Here is a 13,239-nt window from a genome sequence, read left to right on the forward strand (position 1 = left end):
GTTGGTCAAACGTCCCGCTTGGTGTCGGTCTGGCGGTAGCGGAATTCGCAGACCGGCAGACCGGCGTCTTCCGAAAGCGTCGCAATGAGCAGCTGCGCCGGAATAGCCTGCAGGATTGCGTCGCCGATGCCCTCGGAGAAGGCGGGAACATGGATGACGACCAGATTGTCGGCATCCGCGATGTCGGCTCTCGACGTCACCAGAACCGAGGGAATGCCAAAGCCGGCGAGATCCCGTGCCAGCTTGACTTCCCGCCCGTTGCCGAACAGCAGCACGCCGCTGTCGCGGTCGTTCGGCTCCATCGGCCCGTGCAGGAAGTTCAGCGTATCCCAGTCCTGAGCCGCCACACGGGCTGCCTCGCGAATGAGAAGTGCCGCGTAACCCGCCGTTCCGCAGGCCGTGCCCGCACCTACGCAATCGATGGATTTCTTGCCGGCAAAAAGCTTGGCGGCCTTGTCTGCCTGTACGCGCGTCGCCTTCAAGACGGCTTCGGCCCGATCCGGTATCTCCGCCCAATTCGTGGCCGACGGGCGTCCGGCCTTGTCGGCAAGCAGCGCCGCGGTCAACAGCGAGCCGAGATAGCTCGTTGTGTTCGGACCGCTGTCGTTGCCGCTTTCGGTCGCGATCATGTGTTTGACGACGCGGGAAATCGGCGTGCCATCGGCCTTGGCGATACCATAAGAGTGTGCATTCGGACGAAGCTCCATCGCACGCGCCGGTTCTTCGCTGCGTCCGGATGCGGAAAAGGCGATATAGGCGCCGCCGGCATCGATCGATGCATCATAGAGATCCGTGCCCGGCAATGCGAAGGCCCGAATGCCTTGCGTACGCATCTGAGCCGCGGCCACGACGGCCGCGTAGAGGCTGGCTCCGATGCCGACCAGGACCGCAGGGCCTTTCGTGATAGGCTCGACGTCAAGCGCTTCGAGCTGCCTGGAAACGGCATCGAGGCAAGCTCTCAGGGCTGCGGGCTGAAGCGCGATCGCTTCGCGATAGGGCACTCTGTCTGTCATGGTCATTCCTGTACGTTTGGAAAAATGGCGGCCGCGCAGATCGCGGCCGCCAGGGGATTTGTCCGGGTTCAATCCAGCTTCATGTAGTCGGCGAAACGCGCGGCATCGTTGATGGTGACTTTGTCCAGCTTGTTTTCGCCGAGACCCCATTTTTCGAAGATCTTGGAGTACGAGCCGTCATCGATCATCGACTGCATGGTGGCTGCCAGGGCATCGCGCAGCTGCGGGCTGTCCTTGCCGACCAGCATCGCCTGATAGCCGACGGCATATTGGGTGCCTTTGACGAGTTCGAGCTTCTTGTTGCCTTCGGGCTGATGCTGAAGGCTGTAGGCTGCAACGCCCGTCGTATCCATGGAAAGGTCGACGCGCCCGCTCTGCAACGCGATCTTGATCTGGTCGTTCGAGGGGAACTGCATGACGTTGAGCGGCTTGTCGGCCGGGCAAAGCGTCTTCTGCTTGTCGAGAAGCTGGAGCGGGATGGAGCCCTGAACCGCGCCGGCATTCAGCCCGCAGGCATCCTTCAGCTTGTGCACGCCCTTCGGATTGCCCTCCAGAACGAGAATGCTGGTGCCTTCGAGCATGTAGTTGACGACATCGACAATCTTCTCGCGCTCGGCAAAGTCGCCGAAAGCGGACATGCCCATATCGAAACGACCGGCCTGGATGCCGGGAATGATGCTTGCGAATTGAGCGGGGACGTCGGTGAACTTCACGCCGAGGCGCGTACCCATTTCGTCGCGAAGCTCACGCTCGAGACCGATGATCGTCTTGTTGTCTTCGCCGTAAAAATCGTAAGGCGGCGTCTGCGGCTCGGTGCCGACCTTGATTTCACCCGCCGATTTGATCTTTTCCGGCAGCATGTCATGCAGCTTCTGGTCGACGCCCGCCGCCCATGCGGTGGAGCTTGCCAGCACTGCCGCAGCGGCGAGGATGATCGTCAGATTTGTTTTCCCTGTCATTGGTATTCCCCTTTTTTCCTGATGCACGTGAAGGACGTGCGGCCTCATTCCGATGCCTGCCTGCCGGTCAGTGCATGCGTCTCAGAAATGCCTGGGTTCGTTCCTGTCTGGGGTTGTCGAGAACCTCGCGAGCAGGGCCTTCCTCGACCACCACGCCCTGGTCCATGAAAACGATGCGATCGGCGACTTCACGCGCGAAGGAAAGTTCGTGAGTGACGACGATCATGGTCATTCCATCGGCCGCCAGCTTGCGCATGACGTTCAGCACCTCGCCGACGAGTTCGGGGTCGAGCGCCGATGTCGGCTCGTCAAAGAGCATGAGCTTCGGATTCATCGCCAGCGCGCGGGCAATCGCCACGCGCTGCTGCTGGCCTCCGGAAAGCTGATAGGGATAGGCGTTGCCGCGCCCCTCCAGATCCACCATCTTGAGCAGCTCCCTTGCGCGGGCGAGCGCCTCGGCGCGGGAGATGCCGCGATTGAGGATCGGCGGCTGCGAAATATTGGTCAGGACGTCCTGATGGGCAAAGAGATTGAAGCGCTGAAACACCATGCCGATGTCGCGCCGCTGGGCGGCAAGCTCCTTGCCGCTCATTTCATGCAGTGTGCCGCCCCGCTCGTGATAGCCGATCAACCGGCCATCGACGAGAATTCGGCCGCTGGTCATGCGCTCCAGATGATTGATGCATCTCAGAAATGTCGATTTGCCGCTTCCCGAGGGACCGAGCAGGCATACGACCTCGCCCTTGCTGACCGAGAGGTTGATGCCCTTGAGCACATCGAGCGAGCCGAAAGACTTGTGAACATCGACCGCCTCGACGATGGGTGAAGCCGCCGGCGAAATATTTGGAATGCTCATCCGTTTCTCCCTTCGGCGCGCATCAGGCGCAGGGCGCTCTTCAAGAAGCCGGGCGCCTGGTTCGTTGATTTCCCAAGCTGCTGCTCGATGACGAACTGGATGGCGGAGGCGATCGTCGTCATGACGAGGTACCAGATGCTTGCCACGATCAGCAGTTCGATGATCAGAAAGTTCCGGGCGTAGATGTTCTGAGCACGCGTCAGCAGGTCCTGGGCAGCGACGACGGAGACAAGCGAGGTCGTCTTCAGCATTGAGATCGTCTGATTGCCGATCGGCGGGATGATGACGCGAAGCGCCTGCGGGAAAATGATGCGGAGCATGGCCTGGCCCGGCGTATAGCCGAGCGCTTTGGCCGCCTCATGCTGACCGTTGTCCACCGCCATCAGCCCGCCGCGAATGATTTCGGCCATGTAGGCCGCCTCGTTGAGACTGAGGGCGAGAAGGGCCGCGACGAAGGCCGTGATGATCGAGTTGGTATCGATATGGATGGACCCGATATCGATGCTCGGTATGAACAGCTGGATATTGAACCAGAAGATGATCTGAACCAGCAGCGGCGTGCCGCGAAAGAACCAGATGTAGAGGCTCGCGAAGCCGGAAAGCACGGGGTTCGAGGAAAGCCGCAGCATTGCAAGGATCGCACCGGCGACGATGCTGATGACCATCGACAAGACGGTAAAGAGGATCGTCAGCCTGATCCCGTCGAGGATCGTTTCATCGAAAATATACTGCGGTATGGCCGACCAGGTGATGTGCCGGCTGGTCGCGACGAGAAACACAAGCAAGGCGACGATGACAATGAGCAAGAGTGCCGCTGCGCGCTGCCCCCAGTTTCGCGCTGGAATGATTTTCTGGGTCGTCATGCAGCTCTCCAATCACATGCGGTTTTCAGCTCGCCATCGATGTGAGGCAGTGGAAGGGTTGCGGGCAGAGCGCCGGCGCTCAGCTTGCGCGCCAGCACCATCGCTCCCAGAACGGGCTGTTCGTGCAGCAATGTCAGCGTCACATCCGGCAGGCGGTTCGCGAGGGCGGATTGGAATGCGGCAAGGAGTCGCGGCTGCCGGGCAATGACGCCACCGCCGGTCACGACGTCGCCGCGCGGCGCGCCACGATGCACCAGTTGCTCGGCGAGCACCGAAAGCGCCACGCCCGCAGCGGCGATAACCTTCTGCGCCTGCTTCGAGCCCGCATCCGCGGCGGCAAAGACAAGCGGAGCGAGCCGGCCGATGCCGGCGGCCGTGCCGATCTCGCCGAGCGTTCGACCGAGTTCGATTGGAGACGAGACGGCCAGAGCCTCCATCAGGGTCAGGCCGAGGGAATCCAGCGCGCCTCCCTGGTCAAGCGTAAGGCGCACGCTGCGCGCGGCCTCGCGCACAAGTCCGCTGGCGCTGCCCTCGTCGCCCAGATACCAGCCCCATCCGCCCGATGCGATCATTCTTCGCAACGAATCCCGCGACACGGCGATCGAGCCTGTGCCGCTGATGACCGAAATACCGCTCTCCTTGCCTGCCGCGGGCAGAAGGAGTTCGGAATCGTTGAGAACCAGGACCGTGCCGCGCAGGCGGGACGCAAGCTTCGTCTGCAGCGCCAGTCGATCCTCATCGCTGTCGCAACCATGCGCGCCGACGACCGTGACCGCCGGCATCGCTCCGGCGGTCGCAACGAGCAGCGAGACAAGCGCGCCGACGTCCGCATCGTGATCGGCCCGTCCGCGCCATTCGGCCGTGCTCACCAACGCATCACCGACCGTTCTGCCATCGCGTTCGGCGATCAGCTGGGTTTTCGTGCCGCCAATATCTATTCCGACAATCATGTATCCGTTTCCATTTATTAGGCAACTTACCTAATTATATGGGAGACGCAAGCGTTATTTGGCCGGCCGGCGGAGCCGATCCGAATGGGCGCGCACGAGCGCGGAAATCCGGGTGATTTCTGAGGCAGCGTAGAACGTCGAGGAGACGATTTCGGCTATGGGCAGCTGGGGGAAATGACGGTGAGGCAACAGCCGATACCGGCCAGGCTGTGTTTGTCGCAGGCGGGTGGCGCGGCCTTTCTGGTCCGGACGGGCGCACCGAAATAATAATATCCGTGCCAAATTGAACAATATTGTGTAGCAACGTCTGCGGTTCACACCCTGGAAGGCGAGACAGTTATGAACACCGCTGTTGATTTCGACTGTCAGACCTGCGGCGCTTGCTGTTCTTTTTCGTCCGACTGGCCAAGATTTTCGACCGAGACGGACGCCCATCTCGACTCCCTGCCGCCGCACTTCGTTGCGGAGGATGAGCAGGGAATGCGCTGTTACGGCGCGCGCTGTTCTGCCCTGGAAGGCCGCGTGGGGTCGAGCACATCATGCTCGATCTACGACCTGCGGCCGGATGTTTGCCGCGCCTGCACCCCCGGAGATGGGGCTTGCCTGCAGGCCCGCTCATCTTTTGGGCTTGTCTGATCGGGCGCATCTTCTGTTTTGATCGGGTTCGTCACCATGGGCGATGCCATGGTTCCGTCTTTCGAGGCAGTCGGCGGCGCCCCCTTTTGAAGACACAGGCAACAAGGCGTGGTCATGCTTGCGGAGCACTGCCCGCAAGCATATCAATCCGCTCTGCAGGCCACCGGATCTCAGCCTCTTTCGTCACCTTCAAGCAGGCCGCGCGCCTTCGGCGCTTCTCTCGGCAGGATTTCGATCCGCGCATTGACGCTGCGCAGCTCCGAACTGGCGATGGGGCAGAAGAAAAGCGGAAAGGTTCTAGACCGCAGGCCCGATGCTTCCGGGGTCTTTTTCGTCGTTATGGAATTTGTTTTCGCGACGAGTTCCGAACAGCCTCAGCGTTTCGAGATGCTCGCGCTGGGCACGGTAGAAGGCGCTCAGGAACAGCAGTTCCTGGCCGGGCTTCACGGGATCCTGATACCGGATCTTCCTGACAATGGTTCGGACGATCTGGATCGTCTCCTCGTTGCCGGGGCTTTTCGTCGGGTCGCGCAGCACCTCTTCCAACGTCTGCAGCTCGTACTTGCCATAGACATCCAGATGCTCGGGCAGGAAATCGAAACCTATCTGCGGCGACAGGGACGACAGCGCGGAAGGGCTCGATATCGCAAGGTCGTCAAGCAGCACGGAGCGCGGATTATCGACGACCAGAGTTCCCGCAATGATGTCGCCAAGCCTTTGCCGCCGCCGGTTCGCCAAGGGCACGATCGTGACGATGACGATCCAGAGGATCGTGAAACCGGATTCCAGCAAGTGCGTCGAACGGATGGAAAATATCAGGGCCAGCGGCGTGAAGATCTCCACCTCCTTCATCAAGTTGCGCGCAGTGACCTGATGCGGGGTGAGGCGGCGGCCGTTTACGTTCACGACGCGAATGCCCGTTATCCTCTTTCCAAGCGTGCGGCCGTTCCAGATGAGCTCGGAGAGAATGTAGTAGGGCGTACGAAACAGGAATGCCAGCAGGATGACCAGCATCACCTCGGCTTCGGACGACAGGAAGCCGCCGAAGATGATCGCGACGGCGCAGATGAACACGATGATGAAGGTGAACAGAAGGTCCAGGCATTGCGCGCCAAGCCGCGTTCCGAGCGAGGCAATGGCCAGGTGGATCGGAACGCCTTCGGGCGGGATGAACTGTTCCAAGCGCTTGTCGCCTTGAAGCTCCTGGCTCATTGTGCGGGCTCTCGCGGGTGTTTGCGCTCGCGGCCTGAGAGCAGCAGCCAGGCCGTCCAGAAAAGACCCATCCCCCAGCCGATCGTCAGGCGCAACGTGGGATCCTGTATGAGCTGGCGGAGAAATCCTTCGATGAAGGCTGCAACGATCAGCATGAGTGCCGCCAGGATGGCGAGCTTGATGGCGTCATGCGCCTGATGCCGCAATGCTTCTCTGCGGCTGCGTGCACCCGGCAGAAGCACGGCAAGCCCGAGCCTTGCACCGCCGGCGCATGCGATGGAAATGGCTGCGAGTTCGGTCACGCCGTGGATCGAGAGCCACGCAAATACGTCGTATCCCAGCCCTTTCTGATGGAACATCGCAAAGAACGCCCCCAAGATCAGACCGTTATAGAAGGTGAGCGCAAAGCTCGGCACCGACACGAAGATGCCGAGCGTGAAAATCAGAACGACGATCGTCGTATTGTGCGAAAAGAGGAAGGTCGAGAAAGTAGCCAGCTCGTCGCTTTCGTGTCGTTCATCGCCATAGATCGTGGATCGGAGATAGTCGGCCGAGGCGTCCGGCGTGCGCTGATCCGCCATTTCCGGCGGCACGAAGGTGTAGAACCAGCTGGCGTCGTTCGTGCAGAGCCTGTATCCGGCCGCCGCCCCCAAGATGAGCGCCAGGAATCCGATGAACAGAGGCAGTGCCGATCGGCGCACCGCCTGCGGAATGCCGCGGATCAGCAGGCGCGCCGCCAGGCCGCCGAGGCTTTCCTGCGGTGCATAGACCACCAGATAGGCGCGCGCGCACAGGCTTTCGAGATAGGCAATCAGCGCGCGGTCGAGGGAAATGTCGCGCGCCACGCTCAGCGAATTCATCGCCTGTCTGTATCCTGCCGTAAGAGTGCGGATCTCATCATAGCTGAGGGCCGACGCGCCGCCTTTCTCCGCCCGTGCGACCAGTTGGTCCAGCTCGCGCCAGTGGGTTTCCCGCTCCACGCGAAATCGCGCCGAGCGAAGCATGTCGGACTGGGCCGCGCCGGTGGCCGCCGCCGCGCCCATGTCGATCCTGTCATCGATGCTGATATCCGTCATATCATCTCGCGGGATTTGATTTCGATATAGCGGGCAACCAGGTCCGAGGTAAGAGCCTCGGGCGTGCTGTCGAGGCAAAGCACGCCGAGGCGGGCCAGCTTTTCCAGCACGGTACGCCTTTCCTGCAGGATCTGGCGAGCCGCGACGGAGCGAGCGACGGTGTCGAGGGTCATTTCCTCGGGCTCGGTGAATTTTTCGATCACGGGGTCGCGGAGAGCGACGTAGACGATGAAATGGTGCCGGGCGAGCACCTGCATGTTTTCGATCATCAGCTCTGCCGTGATGCTGTCGACGAAATCGGAGAATATCACGATCAGCGAGCGGCGTCTCAGCCGGCCGGACAGATGCGTCAGCCCGAGCGTATGGTTGGTTTCCTGGGTTTCATAACGGAGCTTCGCACACACTGTCTGCAGGCGCGGAAAGGCCGCGCGACCGGGCAGGGCGGGCACAAAAAGACGGGGGCGGCTGTCGAAGCTGTAAAAGCCGACCACATCCCCAGCAAGTCCGGCCGCCCAGCACATCGCAAGAGCCGCATTGATGGCGCGATCGAGCTTGGGAAGCCCTGCAAGCTGTTCCGCCATCAGCCGCCCGGAATCGACGCACAAAATGATCTGATGGTTTCGCTCTGCCCTCATTTCGCGCACAATGAGACTGCGCATGCGGGCAGAGCGTTTCCAATCCATGCTGCGCGGATCCATGCCGGTTGCGAATTCGCGCAGCTGATGGAATTCCGATCCTTCACCGCGTAGCCGCAGGTCCTTCTGGCCCGCCTCGAGCGGCAGTATCTGCGTCTTGATCGCACCGGAGAGCACCGGCGATATGTCCGGAAGAACGGTGATGTCTCGCTTGACCGGCATACGCACGATAATATCGAGCAATTTCAGTCGCGACGACCACTTCAGCCAGAGATTGTTGATCGCATATTGCCCGCGCCGCGTCAGGCGAAGGCTCATGGAGGCCTTGATATGTCCGGCACCGTCTCCCACCGTTCTGCGCGACAGCTTGCCGTCGCTGGCCAAGAGCTCGGGCGCGAGATCGAGGCGCGTTTCGATTTCGGCGGGCAGCGAGCCTTTCCGCGGCGATATGTCGATCGTGAATTGCGCGTCATGGCCGACAAAGCCCTGCGGCGGCAGATCGAACTCGATCCTCATCCGGTTCGACAGCGCTGACAGCGCGAGATCGCAGACGGTTATCGTTGCAAGCGCCAACCACAGGCAGAGCAGCACGAAACCGGTGTCGGGCCACCACACGCCGGCGACGACCGTCACCGCAGTCAAAAATAGCACCAGAGCGATCAGGTAGGGTGATGGCCGCATTTACCGGGGCGCATCCACGCGGTTCTTGATATTGCGAAGCACCTCGTCGGCGTTGCGACCGTCGATTTCGGCTGCCGGCGAAAGAACGATGCGGTGGCGCAGGGCGGGCACGAGCAGCGCCTGCACATCGTCGGGCAGAGCGTAGTCGCGGCCCTCGAAAGCGGCCCGGACCCGGACGGCCGATGCGAGCGCGTCGGCGGCGCGCGTCGATGCGCCGTGCAGGATGTCCGGGTCGGAGCGTGTGGCGCGCACGAGATCGACGACATAGGTCAGGATGGTGCTGTCGAGATGGATGCCGTCGATCAGCGTCCGTCCGTCGGCGAGTATGGCGCTCGAAACAAGCGGCTGGATGCCGGCATTGCGCACGTCCATGCTCAGCGCCTGACCCGCATGTTTTGCCAGAATGGCGATTTCCGTAGCGCGATCCGGAAAATCGACGACGAGCTTGAAGAGGAAGCGGTCGAGCTGGGCTTCGGGCAGGGGGTAGGTGCCCTGCTGCTCGATAGGGTTCTGCGTGGCGAGCACGAAGAAATCGGACCCGAGCGAGTAGTCGGTGCCGTCGATCGTGACAATCCGCTCGTTCATGGCCTGCAGCAAGGCCGATTGCGTCTTCGGCGGCGCACGGTTGATCTCGTCGGCGAGCAGGACGTCGGTAAAGACCGGCCCCTTGGTCAAATGAAACTGATTGGTCTGGAAATTGAAGAGATTGATGCCGAGAACATCGCCCGGCATCAGGTCGGGCGTGAATTGGATGCGCCGGTATTCCAGATCCATCACGGCGGAGACGGAACGGGCGAGTAGGGTCTTGGCCGTGCCCGGGGGGCCTTCGACAAGGCAATGGCCGCGCGCGAAAATCGAGATCAGGACGAGATCTATAAGTGCGTCCTGTCCTTGTACAGCCTTGGCAATTTCGCCACGAACCGTGGCGACGAGATTGCGAAATTCACCTAGATCCAAGCTCAATGCTCCCTAGCAATTTCCTGAATGTTTCGAGATTGCGATGCAGATCCGACCTCGTCATGACATCGCCGCGTTCGACAAGCGCCTTGGCGGCCGATTGCAATGCCTCGGCCGATGCCCGGTCGCGAAGGGCCAGGCGCCGAAACATCCGATCGATGCCGGATTGATTTCGGGATCCGGGCCCAAAGTGCAAAGCGGCCCTGTCCGCAAGCAGATGCTGCACGAATTGCGCGGCCATTCGCCCGTCATTGCCGGATAGCCGCAGCAGTCGCGCCGTGGCTTCGATCGCCGCGGTCTTCGAGATTTCGATATTGGCCGCGGTCTCGGCCAGGGCCGGCCCGAACCGATAGGCTCCGCGCCAGAAACACATGGCAGTGACAAGCAGGATCGCTCCCCAGACGATCGACAGCGGATAGGCAAAGAGGCGGGCCAGATCGCTGGTGGACCGCTCGTAGGTGCGGCCCTCGTCTACGGGCGCCTCGCCATCGAGCAGTTTGCCGCTCGTATCGAGGTAGACCGGCTTTGTCGCGTCTGCCCCGCGCAGTTTCCTGACCAGGGACAGGGCAAAAGCGGCATTGTCGCCCAATGCCAGCCCATGATTGTTCATGAGATCCGGATCCGACAAAACATAGACCATGTGGTCATCCTCGCATTGCAGGAGCAATGCGCCGGCATCGATGCCCGCAATCTCCTCGCACCGGTCCGGGATCGTGGAGCGGTCGAAGACCTGGGCGCGATATAGCCTGATCTTTTGCGGATCGCCCGGCTGCACGGTTTGCTCCGCCTCCTCGAACCCGGGACCCAGCCGCGTGAGATACAGATTCGACAGATCCGCCTTGTTAAGCTCATTGTTGATATCGGAAAAAGGCACCAATCCGGATTCGCGGGCAATTCCATCGTCCAGCACGCTGCCGCGCCATTTCGGCAATATGATCAGCGTCCGCAGTTCGTAGATGGTGGCCTCATAGATCCAGGAGGCCAGGCGTCCCGCTTCTTTTTTTCCGTCGTCCTGTGCCGATGCGGCGTCAGCTCGGGCTATCGGCAAGGGCACGATGCGCAACGAGAACTCGGAACTTGCGCGCGTCGCATGCACGTCCGATCGAATGACCGGTATCCCTTTGGCTTGCAGCCAAACCTCCAGCCCTTTGCTGCCGAGAGGCGACCGATCATAGTCCGTCTCCCGCGACAGGCCGAAGACTGCCAATGCCGCAAGGCCGAGCAACAATGCCAGAAACAGGATCGGGCCAAATTTACGCATCGGCGATTTTACCCTTCAGAAGAAGGCCACGCGCCGTCGCGAGAAGGGTCGTGAAATGATTTTCCGCCAGAATACGACCGCCGTAGTGAACGAGCTCGGTTTCTGTCAGCAGATTTTCCAGATGATCGCGGTCCGGCATGTTTTCGGGCAGGCGAGCCAGAACCGCCCGCTCTGTGTCCGAGCGAAAAAGGCGTGTTCCCGTGATGTCCGCTGCGTGAAGCAGGCAATGCCTGAGCAACAGAACGAGTGCCTGCCTTCGATCCGCCATGGCGGCGATCCGCCGCAGGAAATCGTTCGGCCGCTCCTCGATTTCGCCGGCGGAGGTCCGCCAGCTCTCCGGCGCTTCTCCCTGCCGCCGCTTGAGCTCGCGTGGCGCTTGCGACAGCAAAATGCCGCCATTTCCGAAGCGCATCCACAGCCCGATCGCAGCAACAAGGCCGATGAGCACGACAAAGATAGCCGCAGGGCCGGATACGATCGGCTCCCGGGGAATGAAGGCCGGCCTTGTTTGCGGCGTCGTCGCGCTCGATGCCGGCTTGGCTGCTTCCGATGAGTCGCTGTAGATCAGCGTGCAACGCAGACCGTTCAGCAAACATTGTGCGGAATATTCACCACCGGCGGCACTGGCCGGCTGCATGTTGTTTTGTGCCTGCGCAGGCTGGAACTGAGCCGCGGCGGCCAGGAATATGGCCGCCGACAGGCCGACGCCGCGGATAGCCATGTGTCAGGCAAACACCGCCGCTCTCGCGTCGGGACGCAACGGATCCGCACCGAACTTGTTCGGACCTTCCGTACCGCGCAGTACGTTGATGACGAAAATGGCGATCGCCGGAATGATGCCGAGATAAGGAATCATGCTCAGGATGATAAGCCCAAGATACCACCAGCCGGAAATATTGCGATCGTGGAAACGACGGACCTGAAGGGCGATCTGCGGCAAAATCAATGCGAGCACAATTATGCCGCCGACAATTGCGACGATGATCACAAGGGCGGAAGGTCCGTCATGATTGTCGGACAGCAATCCAGCCAAAAAGCCGCCGATCAATCCATATGCCAGGAGCAGCAATATATAGAAAAGCTGAAACCACCAGTATTCCGAGCGAGAGGCTCTACCGGAAAATGTAGCATATTTTTGTTGCAGAACGGTTCGAACAGCTTCTGTAAATCCCATTTTGGGCCCCATTTCGTTTGTGTGGGAGGCGCATCATGACCAGGCATGCCCACAACGTTGTCTTGAACCAAGTGTGATTTCCAACGAAGAACAGCTACAATTTGATCGCTAGAATTGCAACACGGCAATGACCACAGTGTACGATTTAAAAGAAATCTGCATCGCGCTCTGCCTGCGCGCCGATCTCAATGCGACCAAGCGGCATTCGCCTCAACGATGCCCGCCACGGCGGATGCTTTTGCCGCCAGTTCGGCATCCGTATCGTCGGCGAGCGCCAACGCCGCCATTTTATCGTACAGCATTCGCGATGTATAAAATTCAAAGGCGGCCACATTGTCGGGACTTTTCCAGAACGGCGTGATCGAAATGCCCTCGCGTCCCGGCGCCGGCCAGCTACACCAGTCATGCCACAAGCGTTGCGCCAGCTTTGCACCGGAGATAGCTGCGACTTGTGCGAATAAATCCTCGAGATCCCAGCCCCCGAGCCTGAACATGCAGATGACCTCGTCGAGGAAGTCCTCTTGCCGGTTAACGGTCCGGTTCAGGTATTCGCGCTGAAAACTATCGAGAATCCTCCACTCTTCCATGGACCAGTTTTCACGATTGCCGGTATCAAAGCGGTTCAGGCTAACCTCTATTCCGACATTGCTGACGTTCCCGCCGCAGGCCAGGATTTCCAGGATACGCGGAAGGAGATATGCCCAGGTCTCTTTCGCAATTCCCTTCGGATCATAAGCGGCGGAATACCAATCCTGAACGTAGTGAAGCGGAAGCTCCCTTATAGGGGGATTGAAGAAATCGGCCTCAATCCCGGCGTCCATGCAGCAACCCCGACAAACCTCGATGCTTTTCGGCTTGCGACAGGTAAAGACACGATAAGCGTCTTCGATGATGTCGAACAGCGGGTGGTCGGGCTGAATTCCGGTTGGCGGCTCCGAGGGTTTGCGGGTCATGCGTCTTGGTAAC

The 13,239-nt window shown here is 60.6% G+C and carries 14 protein-coding genes; 1 reads left to right on the forward strand and 13 read right to left on the reverse strand.

Translation table 11 applies throughout. From position 1 onward, the window contains the following. Positions 1-5: 5 nt before the first annotated feature. From ACJJVH_RS28940 to ACJJVH_RS28960, 5 genes are all read right to left on the reverse strand, one after another. Positions 6-1,013 (reverse strand): SIS domain-containing protein, encoded by a 1,008-nt coding sequence (locus ACJJVH_RS28940; RefSeq protein WP_412066828.1) that lies wholly within the window; start codon positions 1,011-1,013, stop codon positions 6-8. Positions 1,014-1,081: 68 nt separating this feature from the next. Continuing rightward, positions 1,082-1,972, reverse strand: coding sequence for an ABC transporter substrate-binding protein (locus ACJJVH_RS28945; RefSeq protein ID WP_113435160.1), 891 nt, complete (start codon positions 1,970-1,972; stop codon positions 1,082-1,084). Between the two features lie 67 nt (positions 1,973-2,039). Further along, positions 2,040-2,828, reverse strand: coding sequence for an amino acid ABC transporter ATP-binding protein (locus ACJJVH_RS28950; RefSeq protein ID WP_412066829.1), 789 nt, complete (start codon positions 2,826-2,828; stop codon positions 2,040-2,042). Then, positions 2,825-3,691, reverse strand: coding sequence for an amino acid ABC transporter permease (locus ACJJVH_RS28955; RefSeq protein ID WP_412066830.1), 867 nt, complete (start codon positions 3,689-3,691; stop codon positions 2,825-2,827). Before ACJJVH_RS28955 ends, ACJJVH_RS28950 begins: the two co-directional genes overlap by 4 nt. Continuing rightward, complete coding sequence (locus tag ACJJVH_RS28960; protein ID WP_412066831.1) at positions 3,688-4,641, reverse strand: N-acetylglucosamine kinase; 954 nt, start codon at positions 4,639-4,641, stop codon at positions 3,688-3,690. Before ACJJVH_RS28960 ends, ACJJVH_RS28955 begins: the two co-directional genes overlap by 4 nt. A 339-nt stretch (positions 4,642-4,980) precedes the next feature. On the opposite strand from ACJJVH_RS28960, the gene ACJJVH_RS28965 reads away from it, so the two are divergent. After that, positions 4,981-5,277, forward strand: a complete 297-nt coding sequence (locus tag ACJJVH_RS28965; protein WP_112803445.1) for a YkgJ family cysteine cluster protein — start codon at positions 4,981-4,983, stop codon at positions 5,275-5,277. 297 nt (positions 5,278-5,574) lie between these two features. Here the strand turns inward: ACJJVH_RS28965 and ACJJVH_RS28970 are convergent, their stop codons facing one another. The 8 genes from ACJJVH_RS28970 to ACJJVH_RS29005 form a co-directional block, all read right to left on the reverse strand. Further along, a complete protein-coding gene (locus tag ACJJVH_RS28970) occupies positions 5,575-6,489 on the reverse strand; it encodes an RDD family protein (RefSeq protein WP_113358411.1) in 915 nt (304 codons plus the stop codon). Beyond that, positions 6,486-7,565 (reverse strand): stage II sporulation protein M, encoded by a 1,080-nt coding sequence (locus ACJJVH_RS28975; RefSeq protein ID WP_412066832.1) that lies wholly within the window; start codon positions 7,563-7,565, stop codon positions 6,486-6,488. The genes ACJJVH_RS28970 and ACJJVH_RS28975 overlap by 4 nt, the downstream gene beginning before the upstream one ends. Further along, complete coding sequence (locus tag ACJJVH_RS28980) at positions 7,562-8,881, reverse strand: DUF58 domain-containing protein (protein WP_412066833.1); 1,320 nt, start codon at positions 8,879-8,881, stop codon at positions 7,562-7,564. The genes ACJJVH_RS28975 and ACJJVH_RS28980 overlap by 4 nt, the downstream gene beginning before the upstream one ends. Then, the gene (locus ACJJVH_RS28985; protein ID WP_112803437.1) at positions 8,882-9,838 is read right to left on the reverse strand and encodes an AAA family ATPase; all 957 of its coding nucleotides are present in this window, start codon (positions 9,836-9,838) and stop codon (positions 8,882-8,884) included. After that, positions 9,825-11,099, reverse strand: a complete 1,275-nt coding sequence (locus ACJJVH_RS28990) for a DUF4350 domain-containing protein (RefSeq protein WP_412066834.1) — start codon at positions 11,097-11,099, stop codon at positions 9,825-9,827. Before ACJJVH_RS28990 ends, ACJJVH_RS28985 begins: the two co-directional genes overlap by 14 nt. Beyond that, positions 11,092-11,820, reverse strand: a complete 729-nt coding sequence (locus ACJJVH_RS28995) for a hypothetical protein (protein ID WP_412066835.1) — start codon at positions 11,818-11,820, stop codon at positions 11,092-11,094. The genes ACJJVH_RS28990 and ACJJVH_RS28995 overlap by 8 nt, the downstream gene beginning before the upstream one ends. Before the next feature lie 3 nt (positions 11,821-11,823). Continuing rightward, positions 11,824-12,273 (reverse strand): DUF805 domain-containing protein, encoded by a 450-nt coding sequence (locus ACJJVH_RS29000; RefSeq protein WP_112803431.1) that lies wholly within the window; start codon positions 12,271-12,273, stop codon positions 11,824-11,826. A gap of 185 nt (positions 12,274-12,458) precedes the next feature. Beyond that, positions 12,459-13,226 carry a hypothetical protein gene (locus ACJJVH_RS29005; protein WP_412066836.1) on the reverse strand — a complete coding sequence of 256 codons (768 nt, stop codon included), beginning with the start codon at positions 13,224-13,226 and terminating at the stop codon, positions 12,459-12,461. Between the last annotated feature and the right edge of the window lie 13 nt (positions 13,227-13,239).

This window comes from Rhizobium sp. SYY.PMSO (genome assembly GCF_046840415.1).
Classification (GTDB): Bacteria; Pseudomonadota; Alphaproteobacteria; order Rhizobiales; family Rhizobiaceae; genus Rhizobium.